Source organism: Planctomonas deserti (genome assembly GCF_003067705.1).
Classification (GTDB): Bacteria; Actinomycetota; Actinomycetes; order Actinomycetales; family Microbacteriaceae; genus Planctomonas; species Planctomonas deserti.
In genome coordinates, this window is sequence record NZ_QANL01000002.1 from 628628 (window position 1) to 641523 (window position 12896).

A 12896-nucleotide genomic window follows, 5' to 3' on the forward strand; every position below is an offset into this window, starting at 1 on the left:
GGCGCTGAGGTCGCGCCTTCCTCCGCAAGGGGGCAAGGACCGCGTGTTTTGTGAGTACAGGCGTACTAACATAGAATGCGACATGCGCGACCGGCGCTGCAGGAGGGACAGCCGTGGTACTCGGTGCGATCGTGGCGTGCGAAGTGGCCTTCTGGGTCTTCCTCGTGGGGGGCCTGGCGGCACGCTACCTGCTCCACCGGCCGCGCCTGGGGGCGCTCCTCCTCATCGGAGCGCCGGTGGTCGACGTGCTCCTGCTCGCCCTCGTCGCCGTCGACCTTCTGGGCGGGGGCCACGCGTCCGTGCATCACGGCATCGCCGCCCTCTACATCGGCGTCTCCGTCGCGTACGGGCACCGGATGATCGCGTGGGCCGACGCGCGCTTCCAGCATCGGTTCGGTGATGGTCCAGCACCCGAGGTGCTGACCGGGCGGGCCTACACGGCGAAGTGCTGGAAGGACGTGGCCCGCACGGCGCTCGCCGCGGTCATCGCGGCCGGAATTCTCGCGGCGCTCATCGCGCTCGTGAACAGCCCGGCTCGTACGCAGGACCTCACGGGCTTCTTCCCGATCCTCGGATTCATCGTGGCCATCGAGATCCTCTGGGCCGCGAGCTACACCGTCTGGCCGAAGAAGGGGCGGGTCCACGCCTACCGGGCCGCGGAGAGTCGATAGTCGTGCCGAAGCTCATCGACCATGACGAACGTAACCGGGAGATCGCCGAGGCGTCGCTCCGGGTGCTCGATCGGGACGGCCTCGAAGCCCTCTCGGTGCGGCGGGTCGCGGAGGAGGCGGGCATCGCCCCGGCCTCGCTGCGGCGCTCGTTCCCCACGCAGCACGCGCTGCGCGAGCACTGTCTCGCCCTCATCCAGGAGCGGGTGGCGAGGAGGATCATCGCGCAGACGTCCTCGGGGCGGGCCTGGGCTTCCGATGTGCTCGCGCAGTTGCTGCCGCTCGACGCCGACCGCCGGCTGGAGCTCGTCGCGCAGACGCAGCTCGGGGTTCTCGCGCTGACGGATCCGGCCCTCCGACCCGCCGCGGTGCAACTGACGGGCGGCGTCGCCCAGGTGTGCGCCGCCGCCATCGATGCGCTGGATTCCGCGGGAGAGCTCGGCGCCGGGCGTGACCGGGTACATGAGGCGAGGATCCTGCACGCGGTCCTGGACGGGGCGGCGCTGCACGCGCTGTGGAGCCCCGGCGAGTTCCCCCGTACGCAGGCTCAGGCGCTGATCGAGCGCCACCTCGACGGGCTGCGGGAGGACGCTGTCCCACATCGCGAGTGACCGGCCCGGGACTCTCGGGCGGCGGGATGTGGAACACTTCCGGAGTGATCGACGTCGAGCTTGCGAGCATCCCGGCCGGGACGGTGGCGATGCACGACGCCCGGCGGAAGCGGAAGTGGACCGTCGAGCTCGAGCCCTTCGAGATCGCGGTGTTCGCCGTCACGGAGGAGCTGTACGCGGAGCACGCGGATGCGCCATCGCGTCATCCCCGGCGGCCCGCGACGGACATGAGCTGGTTCGCCGCGATCCGCTTCTGCAACGCGCTGTCGGAGTGGGAGGGCTACGACCCGGCGTACCGGTTCGACGGGGTGGACGTCGTGTGGGACGTGACCTCCGACGGCTACCGACTGCCGACCGAGGCCGAGTGGGAGTACGCGTGCCGGGCGGGATCGACGAGCGCGACGTACGGGCCGCTCGGCGAGGTCGCCTGGACCTCCGCGGACGGGGTGAGCACGCCGCAGAACGTCGGCGGGAAGCTGCCCAACCTCAACGGGCTCTTCGACACCCTCGGCAACGCGTGGGAGTGGTGCTGGGACCTGCTCGACCCGGCCCGCTACGGCGAGTACCGGGTGTTCCGCGGCGGCGGCTTCGCGGACGACGCCTGGAGCGTGCGCGCCTCGACGCGCCGCGGGGGCGAGCCGCGCATGCACCACGATGACGTCGGGTTCCGCGTCGCACGGGGCGGCTTCGACGCCGAGGGGGAGGCTCAGGGCTGGTCCTTGCTCGCGGACCGAGAACGGGCCGCGTACGACGGACCTCTTCCGCCCGGCTGGACCCCGCGGCGGTGACGCCGGCCGCGGTCCCGTCCCATTGACGGCGTCGTTTCTGCCTCCGTACGGTGTGCAGCACGGCACCCGATCACCGGTGATGGAGGCGCGTCATGTCCGCAACAATCGTGGGACCGAAGGACGGCAAGTTCGGCGATCTCGGCACGCTCGGTGTCCGCTTCATGCTCTGGTCCGAGCAGTCCGGCGGCACGGTCTCGATCGTCGAGCATCCGATGCCGCCGAAGGCCCTGGCGGCCCCGCTACACCGCCACTCGCGGGAGGACGAGTACTCCTTCGTGCTCGAAGGATCCACGGGCGCGCAGTTGGGTTCGGACATCGTCACTGCGCACGTCGGCGACCTGGTCTTCTTGCCGCGCAACGAGTGGCACACGTTCTGGAACCCCGCCGACGAGCCGTGCCGCATCCTCGAGATCATCTCGCCAGGGGGGTTCGAGCTCTTCTTCGAGGAGCTCGTGGACTTCGAGGGCGTGCCGGATCCGGTGTTCCTGGCCGACCTCGGCACCCGGTACGGCATCGAGTTCGATTTCGAGAGCATCCCCGATCTGTGCGCGACGCACGGCCTCTGGTACCCCGAGGACGAGATGCTGGTGTAGCGAGGGGTGAGGGCGCCGACGGCCCTGTGCTCAGCCGAGCGGCGGATCAGTCTGGCCGCTACACGGGGATGCCCTGGCCGGCTTAGAGCGCGTCAAGCTGGCGGAGTGCCTCGTGAGCCCGAGCGAGGCGCACGTCCTCCGGGTCGTCCCACCAGTAGGGGCCGCGCTCGCCGAGACCGTGCTTCGCGAGGCCGACGCGGGTGCGCGCCGCGGCGACCGCGTCCTCGTCTCCGGCGCGCTTGGCCACCCGCACTCCCGACCGGCCCCGGCCGAGGTGCGACTTCAGTGCCTGGACGACGTCCTCGGGCAGTGAGGGATCCGTGCGGCGCCACCGGCGCCTGTCGACGATGAGCCACCGTTCGTCGTCTGACGCTTCGTCGTCCGGATCGGAGTCGCCGGGCGCGGTGTCGTCGGGCTCGGTCATCCCTCGACCGTACAACTGAGGGGCGCGGGGGAGTGGGTCCCGGTTCGGGCGCAGCGTGGGTCCACGACGGGGTGCACGGGCGGTCGCACCGCTGCTTCTAGGGTGGGTGCGTGAGCATCGCGCGTCCCCCGGAGCCGATCGAAAGCGCTCGTACCCGAGACCACATCCCCCTCAGCGCGACGTGGTGGGTGCTCGGAGGCGCCATCTCAGCGCTGATGATGGTCGTCACCATTGTGTTCCTGTTGCGGGAGGTGCTGCACAGCGGATGCAGCATGCCGCCGCCGGGCAGCGAGGGCGCGGGCACCTGGATCTGCGGGGACGGCCTCAGCCTCGTCCAGCCCGTCGTGGAGTCCGGCGCGATGACGATCGCGGTGGCCGTGATTGGGGTGCTGGTCGCTGCCCGGCTGCGCAATGACCGCGCGGCGCGGATCGCGCTGACCGCGCTCGCCGTGGGCGCGGTCACCTCGATGCTGCTGTGGACCTGGGATGCCGCGGCCCGGGTGTACGAGACGGTGCCGGTCGGTGTCCATCCGCAGCACTACTGGTTCTCGGCCGTCGGCCCGGCCGCGGTGGTCGCGGTGCCCGCGATGGTCGTCGCGGTCGTCGGCGCACTGCTTCCGGGCAGGGTCGCCCGCGTTCTGTTGCTGGTCGGGATCGCCGGACTGGGAGTCGCGACCGTGCTCCAGGTGGGGCTGGCCGCGTCGACGCTCCTCGCGATGGGCCTCCTCGCCAGCGCGAGGACGCGAATGGGACGCGGGGCTTCGTGATCGCCCTCGGGGGCTAGACAGATCTGCCCTCCTCGTTTGGCAGGGGACGGCATCCTTCACCGAGCGTCGTCGCGAGGCGCAGGATGGTGCCGTGTCCGATGCAGCCGACGCAACTCGTGAACCGCTGCCTGCGGTGCTGATGTGGCTGCGCACCGACGTTCCTGGCTGGGAGGTCGTCGTGGTGGACGACCGGAGCGGGTTGCGGGCGCGGGGGTCGCAGCACGCCGTCGATCCCGTGCCGTACGCGCTGAGCTACGAGCTGTGGACCGACGCCCGGTGGGCCACGACGCGGCTGGTTGCGCACGCGGAGGGCGCTGGCTGGACTCGGGACCTCGAGCTGACCCGGAACGGGAACGAGTGGACGTCGGTGTCGGCTGCGGCGGGCGAGGCCGATATCGCGTCCTTCGACGGCAGCGGCGTTCGAGCCCCCGCACCACCCGGCATCGCTGATCCGGAGGCGCTGCGTGGCGCGGTCGACGTGGACATCGGCGGCTCGCCCCTGACGAACGCGCTGCCGGTGCGGCGGCTTGGGCTGCTCGCCACGGAGCCGGGATCCGTGGTTCGGCTCGGCAGTGCGTGGGTGCTGCCACCGACGCTTGAGGTCGTCGCGTCGGCGCAGACCTACGAGGTCCTGTCGGGCGACCGCATCCGCTACGGGGATGCCGGGAACGGCGCCGTCATCGAGTACGACGCCGACGGCTGGGTGCGCGACTACGAGGGCCTCGCCCGGCGCGTGGCCGGCTGAGCGCGTTCAGGCCAGCCGGTCGGCGTCCTCGCCGGCGAAATACCAGCACCCGTTCCGCTGCCGCAGCTCCGCGGATCCCGTTCCGGATTCAGGCTGTGCTGCGACACGCCGCGTTTGGACCCCGTCGAAACGCGGCGTGTCGCAGCTGGGCCTGAATTGCGAACGGTGACGGGGAGGGGGGATCGGGACCGCGGCGCGGACGAGGAGGGGGAGCCGGAGTGCAGAGGGAGGCGGGCCGGCGAGCGGGGTCGGCGGCTATCGGACGAGGTCGAGCACGAACGCCGCCGTGGTCTCGACCACGAGGTCGGCGATGCCGCGGGCGGTGAGCGGCGAACCCTTCAGCGCCTTGAGGCCGTGGTCGGCGCCGGCCACCTCCACCACGCGAATCCGTTCGGTGGCGGATCCGCCAGCGTCGGCACCCTGCTCCGCCTGTTCCGCGGCGGCAGAGTACTCACGGGCGTGCGCGGCGGCCTCGGCCACCTCCGCCCGCACCATCGCGGCGGAGCCGAAGGCGTCGCGATCGCCCTGCAGCACGAGCACCGGCACCGCAGGCGACAGGAGCTCGCCGAGGCGGGACTTCTCCGGGCCGCTGCCCGGCGGGTGCAGCGGGAACGACAGGCAGACGACGGCGGACGCGCCGACCGCAGCCGCGGTGCGGCACGCCACGCGGGCACCGGCGCTGCGGCCGCCAATCACGAGGGGGAGCCCGGGCGTGAGCTCCGCGACGGCCGCGGCGGCCTCGAGCCAGGCGACGTCGAGCGTCGCGGGCCGCGCCGCCACCCTCTTGCCCGCCGTGCGCCACGGCTGCTCGTAGCGCAGCACCGTGATGCCGAGGGCGGGCAGGCGCGCCGCCAGTGCGGCGAGGTCGACCGCGTTCACGCCGCCGCCGGCGCCGTGACCCAGCCACAGCGCGGCGCGCGCGGCGGGCGCCTCGTCCACCACGAGGCGGGAGGGTCCGACGGACGTGGGAAGGGCGACATCCACGATCGGCACGCTACTCCGAGCCGCCGCCCTCGCCGAGACCGTCGCGCCGGGCGTCAGCGCTTGCTGCTCGCCGCGGCGGGATCACTTGTCTACGAGGGTGACCTCGAACGAGTACAGGTCTGGGCGGTAGCAGTGGTGCCCGAACTCGACCGCTCGGCCGGAGTTGTCGAACGCCGTCCGGTCCATGGTGAGCACGGCCCCATGCCCGATCTCGAGCAGGCGGCCCTCCTCGGCGGTGGCGGTGCGCGCCCCGATCTTCTGGTGGGCGACGCGGATCGTGACGTTGCGGGCCCGGAGCACCTGGTAGAGCCCCGACGTCTCGAGCTCGGCCGCGGTGATCGTGGTGAAGGTCTCGGGCAGGAAGTTCTCGAGCACGCCGATGGGCACGCCGTCCGCGTAGCGGAGCCGGCGCACGTGCAGCACGGGCGACTCGAGGGGCACGTCGAGGATCTCGGCCATCCGCTCGTCGGCACCGACGACCTGGTGGGTGAGGAGCTTCGTGGAGGGCTGCTTATTGCTGCGGGCGAGGTCCTCGTAGAGGCTCGTCAGCTCGACCTTGCGGCTGAGCTGGCCGTGCACGACCTGGGTGCCGACTCCGCGCCTGCGCACGAGGAGGCCTTTATCCACCACGTCCTGGATGGCGCGCCGGATCGTGGGCCGCGAGAGCCCCAGCCGCTGGCTGAGCGCGATCTCGTTCTCCAGCCGCGCGCCCGCGGGCAGGGAGCCGTTCAGGATCGCCGACTCGATGCGCGTCGCGACCTGGTGGTACAGGGGGATGGGGCCGGCTCGATCCATGTCCGAGAACAGGTCGGCGGGCAGCGTGCTCTCGTCGGGCATCCGGACTCACGCTCCTTCGTCGCAAACATCGCACTTCGTACGCTTGTTAGAACATTAGCAAGGCGGGATGCATACGGTCGCTGGGCTCGTCGAAGCGACGTGAGGGGTGGTGCGTCCCTTCGACAGGCTCAGGGACCGTGAGGGGAGCGACGTGAGGTGCGGTGCGTCCCTTCGACGGGCTCAGGGACCGTAAGGGGAGCGACGCGAGGTGCGGTGCGTCCCTCGACTGGCTCAGCGACCGTGATCACCGTGCCGCCCTCACCCCAGGCGCCGTGCTACCTACCCAAGGGGGAGCCGCATGAGGATGCGGGGGAAGCCGCCCGCGATGGAGTCCGTGTCCGCCGCCTTCGTGAAGCCCGCGCGCTCGAACATGGCGCGGGTCCCCACGAACGCCATCGTCTGATCAACGCGCTCGCCGCCGTTGTCCACCGGGTAGCTCTCGACGGCGGGCGCACCACAGGCCCGCGCGTACTCGACGGCGCCGTCGATGAGCGCGCCCGTGATGCCGTGCCTGCGGTACCCCGGGCGCACGCGGATGCACCAGATGGACCAGACCGGAAGGTCGTCGACGTGCGGGATCTTGCGGGAGTGGGCGAACGGATGCAGCTCGGAGCGCGGGGCGACCCCCGCCCACCCGGCGACCTCGCCGTCGAGGTGCGCCAGCACGCCCGGGGCGATGTCCCGGGCGCACAGCTCGCGCACGCGCTCCGCACGGGCGGTGCCGACGAGCGACCGGTTCTCCTTCGACGAGAGTCGCCAGGACAGACACCAGCACACCGACGACTCGGGTTTCTTCGGCGCGAACATCACCGCCATGTCGTCGAAGTCATGCGCCGGTCGCACCTCGATCATCCCGTTCCCGCCTCCGTCCGCTCCACCCAGAACCACCGCGCCGCCGACCGCCATCACGGATCCGGCGTCGGCGAACGGAACCATGGTGGCACCGGTCGCGCCCGCCCGGTAGGTCGGTAGCCTGAGTGGCGACGCGATGGCGACGCGACGAGGGGGAGAACCGGTGGCCGACGAGAAGATGGCGAAGGACGGGGGCGGCGGCGGCCAGCGTGCCTCGTACCAGGTGCTCGGCTATGTCTTCGGCCTTCTCGGGCTCGTGCTGCTGCTGGGCATCGACAGCCGCGCGGCCGGCCTGCCGTTCCTCGTTCTCGGGGTCACCTTCTTCCTCATCGGCCGGAACGGCGGACGGCGGAGGTCCTCCAGACCCGGCTCCGAGCCCGGCACCGGACGCGACTAGACCGGCCGACGGGCGACTCCAGAGCCCGTTCCTGGCCCCGTCGGCGCGTGGTTACACTGAGAGCCGTCGGACGACGGAGGACCAGTGGCGAGCATTCACGATGTCGCGAAGCTCGCGGGCGTCTCCATCTCCACCGTCTCCTACGCGCTCTCCGGCAAGCGCTCTATCGCCGAGGCCACGCGGATCCGGGTCAACGAGGCCGTCGAGACGCTCGGCTACCGCGCCCATGCCGGCGCGCGCATGCTCGCGGGTGACCGCACCAACATCTTCGCGCTGACCGCCCCGCTGCACTCCGAGACCTACGCGCCCGCCCACATGGCGTTCGTCCTCTCGGTCGTGCGGGCCGCGCGCGAGCACGACTACGACGTGCTGCTCCTCACCCAGGACGAGGGGGCTGGTGGTCTGCGCCGCGTCGTCACGAGCAGCCTCGTCGACGGGGTCATCGTGCTCGACGTGTCGGACGAGGACGAGCGCATCGACCTGCTCCGCACCCTCGACATCCCGGCGACGCTGGTCGGGGTGCCGCGAGACACCGAGGGGCTGGTGTGCGTCGACATGAACTTCGAGGCCGCCGCCGACCTGTCGCTCGAGCATCTCGCGGCCGCCGGTCACCGCTCCGTCGGGCTGATCGGCCACCCGCACGCCATCTACGACCGCGGCTCCAACTTCCCCCGCCGCTTCCGCGACGCGTTCCTCGCCGCCGGTGCCGATCGGGGGATGGACGTGGCGTTCGAGATGGCGGACCGGGACGGCCCGAGCGTGCGGGCAGCCCTCGACGGGCTGACCGACGCGCTGCCCGGGATGACAGGCCTGGTCATGCACTCCGACGAGTCGGTGCAGACGACGGCGCTCGGGATCCTCAGGGACCGCGGCATCTCGGTGCCGGGGGACATGTCGGTGCTCTCGGCGTGCTCCAGCTTCAGCACCGAGCACTTCGAGCCGCCCCTGGACACGATCCCGCTCGTGCCCGACGACACCTGCTTCCCCGCGGTCGCGCTCGCTCTCCGGCAGGTGGGCGGGAAGGTGCCGCCGCACGTCGAGCTCGTGCCGCCGCGGTACATCGAGCGCGGTTCCATCGCCGCACCGGTCGCCTGACCGACTCGCAGCCCGTGGAGTCGTCGGCTCCGAGGTCCGGCAGCCCCCTGAGCGCCGCGCGGGCCGCTCGCGGCTCTCGCGCGAATCCATAGCGTCGCGTCTTGCGCAACCCGGCACGGCCCGCCTATAGTCGTGCCTGCAATCGAAACGCTTCGACGGACTCTTCGGCCCACGAATCGAAACGCTTCGACAACAGGACGCCGTCGCCTCTCTGACCGGTGTCGCAACGATGCGAACGAAAGCAGGAGCGGCAGTATGAAGTTCACCGACGGTTTCTGGCAGACGCGCCCGGGCGTCTCCGCGCTGTACGCGCAGGAGGCCTACGACCTGGACGTGACGCCGTCGGCCGAGGGGGACACCGTCACGGCGTACGCGCCGACCAAAGTGATCGAGCGCCGCGGGGACACCCTTAACCGTCCCGTCCTGTCCGTGTCGCTGTCCGCGCCCCTCGAGGGTGTCATCCGCGTGCGCATCGAGCACCACTCCGGCGGGAGGCCGCACCAGGGCTTCGACCTGGTCGGCGCGAAGACCGGTGTCGGCTCGGCTGCTCGGGACGAGCTCGGCGCCGCCCTGACCTCCGGCCCGCTCACGGCCCGCATCCGCGAGGGCGCGCCCTGGGATCTCGTGTTCGAGTCCGAGGGCGGCGTGCTGACCTCGAGCGGACACAAGTCCATCGGCTACATCGGCCTCGACGCCGGCGCGCCGGTGGCGGCCGAGCCCGTGGGCTCGACCGGTGTCACGGAGACCGGCCTCGCCCCCCGCTCGGAGTACCTGCACGCGCAGTTGAGCCTCGGCGTCGGCGAGCTCGTGTACGGGCTGGGGGAGCGCTTCGGCCCGCTCGTGAAGAACGGCCAGACCATCGACATCTGGAACGCCGACGGCGGCACGTCGAGCGAGCAGTCCTACAAGAACATCCCGTTCTACCTGACCAACCGCGGCTACGGGGTGCTGGTGAACCACCCCGAGCACGTGTCCTTCGAGGTCGGCTCCGAGACCGTCGAGCGCGTGCAGTTCTCGGTCGCGGGCGAGGTGCTCGAGTACTTCGTGATCCTCGGCCCCACCCCCGCCGAGGTGCTCGAGCGCTACACGGAGCTCACCGGCCGGCCCGCCCGGGTGCCCGCCTGGTCCTACGGCCTGTGGGTGTCGACCTCGTTCACCACGGACTACGACGAGCAGACCGTGAACAGCTTCATCAACGGCATGCGCGAGCGCGAGCTGCCGCTCTCGGTGTTCCACTTCGACTGCTTCTGGATGCGCGAGTTCCACTGGACCGACTTCGAGTGGGACGCCCGGGTCTTCCCCGACCCCGCGGGCATGCTCGCCCGCCTGCACGGGAAGGACCTGCGCGTCAGCGCCTGGCTGAACCCGTACATCGCGCAGCGCTCGAAGCTGTTCGCCGAGGCGCGCGACGCGGGCTACCTCGTCCGCACCCGCTCGGGCGACGTCTGGCAGTGGGACATGTGGCAGGCGGGCATGGCGCTCGTCGACTTCACCAACCCGGATGCGGTCCGCTGGTTCCAGGACAAGATCCGCACCCTGCTCGACCTCGGCGTGGACGCGCTCAAGACCGACTTCGGCGAGCGGATCCCCACCGACGTCGTCTGGCACGACGGGTCCTCCCCGGACGCCATGCACAACTGGTACACGCAGCTGTACAACCAGGCCGTCTTCGACGTGCTCGAGGAGTACCGCGGCGAGGGCGAGGCGGTGCTGTTCGCCCGCTCCGCCACGACCGGTGGCCAGAAGATGCCCGTGCACTGGGGCGGCGACAACTCGTCGAGCTTCGAGTCGATGGCCGAGAGCCTCCGCGGCGGCCTGTCCCTGTCGTTCAGCGGCTTCGGCTTCTGGAGCCACGACATCGGCGGCTTCGAGGGCACGCCCGACCCCGCCGTGTTCAAGCGCTGGCTCGCGTTCGGCCTGCTCTCCAGCCACTCCCGCCTGCACGGCTCCACGAGCTACCGCGTTCCGTGGGCGTTCGACGAGGAGGCGGTGGACGTCACGAGGCGCTTCACGCGCCTCAAGCTCGAGCTGATGCCCCACCTGTACGCCGTCGGGCTCGAGGCGCACGAGACCGGGCGCCCGTTCATGCGGCCCATGCAGGTCGTCTTCCCGGACGACCCGGCCGTGAGCCACCTCGACCGCCAGTACATGATCGGCGACAGCCTGCTCGTCGCGCCCGTCTTCAGCGCGGCGGGTGACGTCGAGTACTACCTGCCCGCCGGCACCTGGACCAATCACCTCACCGGCGAGACCGCCGTCGGACCCGGCTGGCGCCGCGAGCGGCACGACTTCCTCAGCCTGCCGCTCTGGGTGCGCGAGGGGGCCGTGCTCGCGACCGGAGCCCGATCCGACCGGCCCGACTACGACTACCTCGACGGCCTCGCCCTCACGATCTTCCCCGGCGCCGACGGGGAGACGGAGACCACCGTGACCAGCCCGGAGACGGGCGCCGCGGCGGCCTTCCGGGTGACCCGGGGGGCCGGAACCGTCACCGTCACGGCGTCCGGTGCGGCTACCACCTTCACCGCCCGACTCGCCGGCCGCGAGCCGGTCGCCGCGACCGACGGCCGGGTCGTGCTCCAGCACGACGCCCCGGCCTGATCCCCGGCCTGACCCGCCTTTCCCGCCACCCCACCACCGACCGAACCCACCACCGCCACCACATCGCCATCTGCACCGCACACACTGCACCGCCCACATCAAAGGAGATATCCATGCGTTCACGGTTGCTCGCCACGGGGGCCACCCTCGTGCTTATCGGGGCGGGCCTCACCGCCTGCTCGTCCTCGTCGGGCTCCGGCTCCGACGGTCCCGTCACCCTCGACTTCTGGGGCTGGGGCGTCGGCTACGAGGACGTCATCAAGGAGTGGAACGACGCCAACCCCGACATCCAGGTCAAGCACACCGACGCGGGCGGCGGCGACGAGTCCTCCGCCAAGCTGCTGACCGCCAGCCGCGCGGGCAACGCGCCGGACCTCGCCCTGGTCGAGTTCACCACGCTCCCCGCCATGATCGTCGCGGACGTGCCCCTCGACATCACCGACTACGTCGGTGACATCGAGGACGCGTTCACGTCGGGCACCTGGGACCAGACCCGGTTCGACGGCGCCGTCTACGGCATCCCGCAGGACGTCGGGCCCATGGCGCTGACCTATCGCGAGGACCGGCTCGCCGAGCTCGGCATCCCCGTGCCCACCACCTGGGAGGAGTTCGGCGCCGCGGCCCGCGCGGTCAAGGAGAAGGACCCGAACAGCGTCCTCACCTCGCTGCCCGCGAGCGAGCTCGGCTTCTACGCCGGCGTCGCGGCCCAGGCCGGATCCCAGTGGTGGTCGATCGAGGACGGCGTCTGGACCGTCGGCATCGCCGACGAGGCGTCGCTCGAGGTCGCCGACTTCTTCGAGGGCCTCGTGCGCGACGGTGCGATCTCCACCGAGCCGCTGCTCACCCCCGAGTACAACGCGAAGCTCAACGAGGGCACCATGCTCTCCTGGCCCGCCGGCATCTGGGCGGGCGGCGTCTTCTACGGCGTCGCACCGGACACCGCGGGCAAGTGGGCCATGTCGCCGCTGCCGCAGTGGACCCCCGGCGACACCAAGGTCGCCTACCAGGGCGGCTCCGGGATGATCGTGACCAAAGGCAGTGAGCACCCGGAGGAGGCCGCCGAGTTCGCCAAGTGGTTCAACGCCAGCGAGCAGGGCAACAAGCTCCTGCTCGACTCGCGCCAGGTCTACCCGGCGTCGTCGGTCGGCCAGGAGATGGCCGCCGAGAGCGAGCCGCCCGCGCTCATGCCGCAGCAGACGGACTTCTACCAGACGGCCGCCGACATCTCCTCCGAGACGATCCCGGTCACCTGGGGACCGAACGTCAACCTCGCGAAGAGCGTCTTCGAGGACCAGCTGAACAAGGCCATCGCCGACGGCACGCCGTGGCGCGACGCCTTCGCGGCCACGCAGAAGGCGGTCGTGGACGACATGAAGAAGTCGGGCTACGAGGTCGCGAACGACTGATCAGCGTCGGATCCCGACCCGCACCGGGTCGGAACCCCGACGGACGCGGCCCGGCCTCCCGGACCGGGCCGCGTCACCCCCTCCAGCCGGGACATCGGCATCCCACACGGACAGGAAAGAAGCGTTCC

General features: G+C 71.3%; 14 protein-coding genes. 10 read left to right on the forward strand and 4 right to left on the reverse strand.

Annotated elements, in window-relative coordinates; translation table 11 throughout:
- Positions 1 to 113 precede the first annotated feature (113 nt).
- The 4 genes from DAI20_RS09100 (at position 114) to DAI20_RS09115 (ending at position 2660) form a co-directional block, all read left to right on the forward strand.
- Positions 114 to 671 (forward strand): hypothetical protein, encoded by a 558-nt coding sequence (locus DAI20_RS09100; RefSeq protein WP_108250238.1) that lies wholly within the window; start codon positions 114 to 116, stop codon positions 669 to 671.
- A 2-nt stretch (positions 672 to 673) separates the two neighbouring features.
- Positions 674 to 1279, forward strand: coding sequence for a TetR/AcrR family transcriptional regulator (locus DAI20_RS09105; protein WP_108250239.1), 606 nt, complete (start codon positions 674 to 676; stop codon positions 1277 to 1279).
- A 44-nt stretch (positions 1280 to 1323) separates the two neighbouring features.
- Positions 1324 to 2067, forward strand: coding sequence for a formylglycine-generating enzyme family protein (locus DAI20_RS09110; RefSeq protein ID WP_205781401.1), 744 nt, complete (start codon positions 1324 to 1326; stop codon positions 2065 to 2067).
- Positions 2068 to 2159: 92 nt separating this feature from the next.
- The gene (locus DAI20_RS09115) at positions 2160 to 2660 is read left to right on the forward strand and encodes a cupin domain-containing protein (protein ID WP_108250240.1); all 501 of its coding nucleotides are present in this window, start codon (positions 2160 to 2162) and stop codon (positions 2658 to 2660) included.
- 82 nt (positions 2661 to 2742) lie between these two features.
- Here the strand turns inward: DAI20_RS09115 and DAI20_RS09120 are convergent, their stop codons facing one another.
- The gene (locus tag DAI20_RS09120) at positions 2743 to 3084 is read right to left on the reverse strand and encodes a biopolymer transporter Tol (protein ID WP_108250241.1); all 342 of its coding nucleotides are present in this window, start codon (positions 3082 to 3084) and stop codon (positions 2743 to 2745) included.
- Positions 3085 to 3194: 110 nt separating this feature from the next.
- Here DAI20_RS09120 and DAI20_RS09125 point away from each other — a divergent pair, with 110 nt between their 5' ends.
- Positions 3195 to 3851, forward strand: coding sequence for a hypothetical protein (locus DAI20_RS09125; protein ID WP_159084982.1), 657 nt, complete (start codon positions 3195 to 3197; stop codon positions 3849 to 3851).
- A 91-nt stretch (positions 3852 to 3942) separates the two neighbouring features.
- Positions 3943 to 4596, forward strand: coding sequence for a putative glycolipid-binding domain-containing protein (locus tag DAI20_RS09130; protein WP_205781402.1), 654 nt, complete (start codon positions 3943 to 3945; stop codon positions 4594 to 4596).
- A 255-nt stretch (positions 4597 to 4851) separates the two neighbouring features.
- On the opposite strand, the gene DAI20_RS09135 is transcribed toward DAI20_RS09130, so the two are convergent.
- From DAI20_RS09135 to DAI20_RS09145, 3 genes are all read right to left on the reverse strand, one after another.
- The gene (locus DAI20_RS09135) at positions 4852 to 5580 is read right to left on the reverse strand and encodes an alpha/beta hydrolase family protein (RefSeq protein ID WP_108250619.1); all 729 of its coding nucleotides are present in this window, start codon (positions 5578 to 5580) and stop codon (positions 4852 to 4854) included.
- An 81-nt stretch (positions 5581 to 5661) separates the two neighbouring features.
- Positions 5662 to 6417, reverse strand: a complete 756-nt coding sequence (locus tag DAI20_RS09140) for a GntR family transcriptional regulator (protein ID WP_108250243.1) — start codon at positions 6415 to 6417, stop codon at positions 5662 to 5664.
- 279 nt (positions 6418 to 6696) lie between these two features.
- Complete coding sequence (locus tag DAI20_RS09145) at positions 6697 to 7269, reverse strand: GNAT family N-acetyltransferase (protein ID WP_108250621.1); 573 nt, start codon at positions 7267 to 7269, stop codon at positions 6697 to 6699.
- A 136-nt stretch (positions 7270 to 7405) separates the two neighbouring features.
- Here DAI20_RS09145 and DAI20_RS09150 point away from each other — a divergent pair, with 136 nt between their 5' ends.
- From DAI20_RS09150 to DAI20_RS09165, 4 genes are all read left to right on the forward strand, one after another.
- Positions 7406 to 7666, forward strand: a complete 261-nt coding sequence (locus DAI20_RS09150) for a hypothetical protein (RefSeq protein WP_159084983.1) — start codon at positions 7406 to 7408, stop codon at positions 7664 to 7666.
- A gap of 84 nt (positions 7667 to 7750) precedes the next feature.
- Positions 7751 to 8761 carry a LacI family DNA-binding transcriptional regulator gene (locus tag DAI20_RS09155; RefSeq protein WP_108250245.1) on the forward strand — a complete coding sequence of 337 codons (1011 nt, stop codon included), beginning with the start codon at positions 7751 to 7753 and terminating at the stop codon, positions 8759 to 8761.
- Between the two features lie 255 nt (positions 8762 to 9016).
- Positions 9017 to 11362 carry an alpha-xylosidase gene (gene yicI / locus DAI20_RS09160; RefSeq protein ID WP_108250246.1) on the forward strand — a complete coding sequence of 782 codons (2346 nt, stop codon included), beginning with the start codon at positions 9017 to 9019 and terminating at the stop codon, positions 11360 to 11362.
- A 113-nt stretch (positions 11363 to 11475) separates the two neighbouring features.
- Positions 11476 to 12768: an ABC transporter substrate-binding protein gene (locus tag DAI20_RS09165; protein ID WP_108250247.1), complete on the forward strand. Its 1293-nt coding sequence runs from the start codon at positions 11476 to 11478 to the stop codon at positions 12766 to 12768.
- The last annotated feature ends 128 nt before the right edge of the window (positions 12769 to 12896 follow it).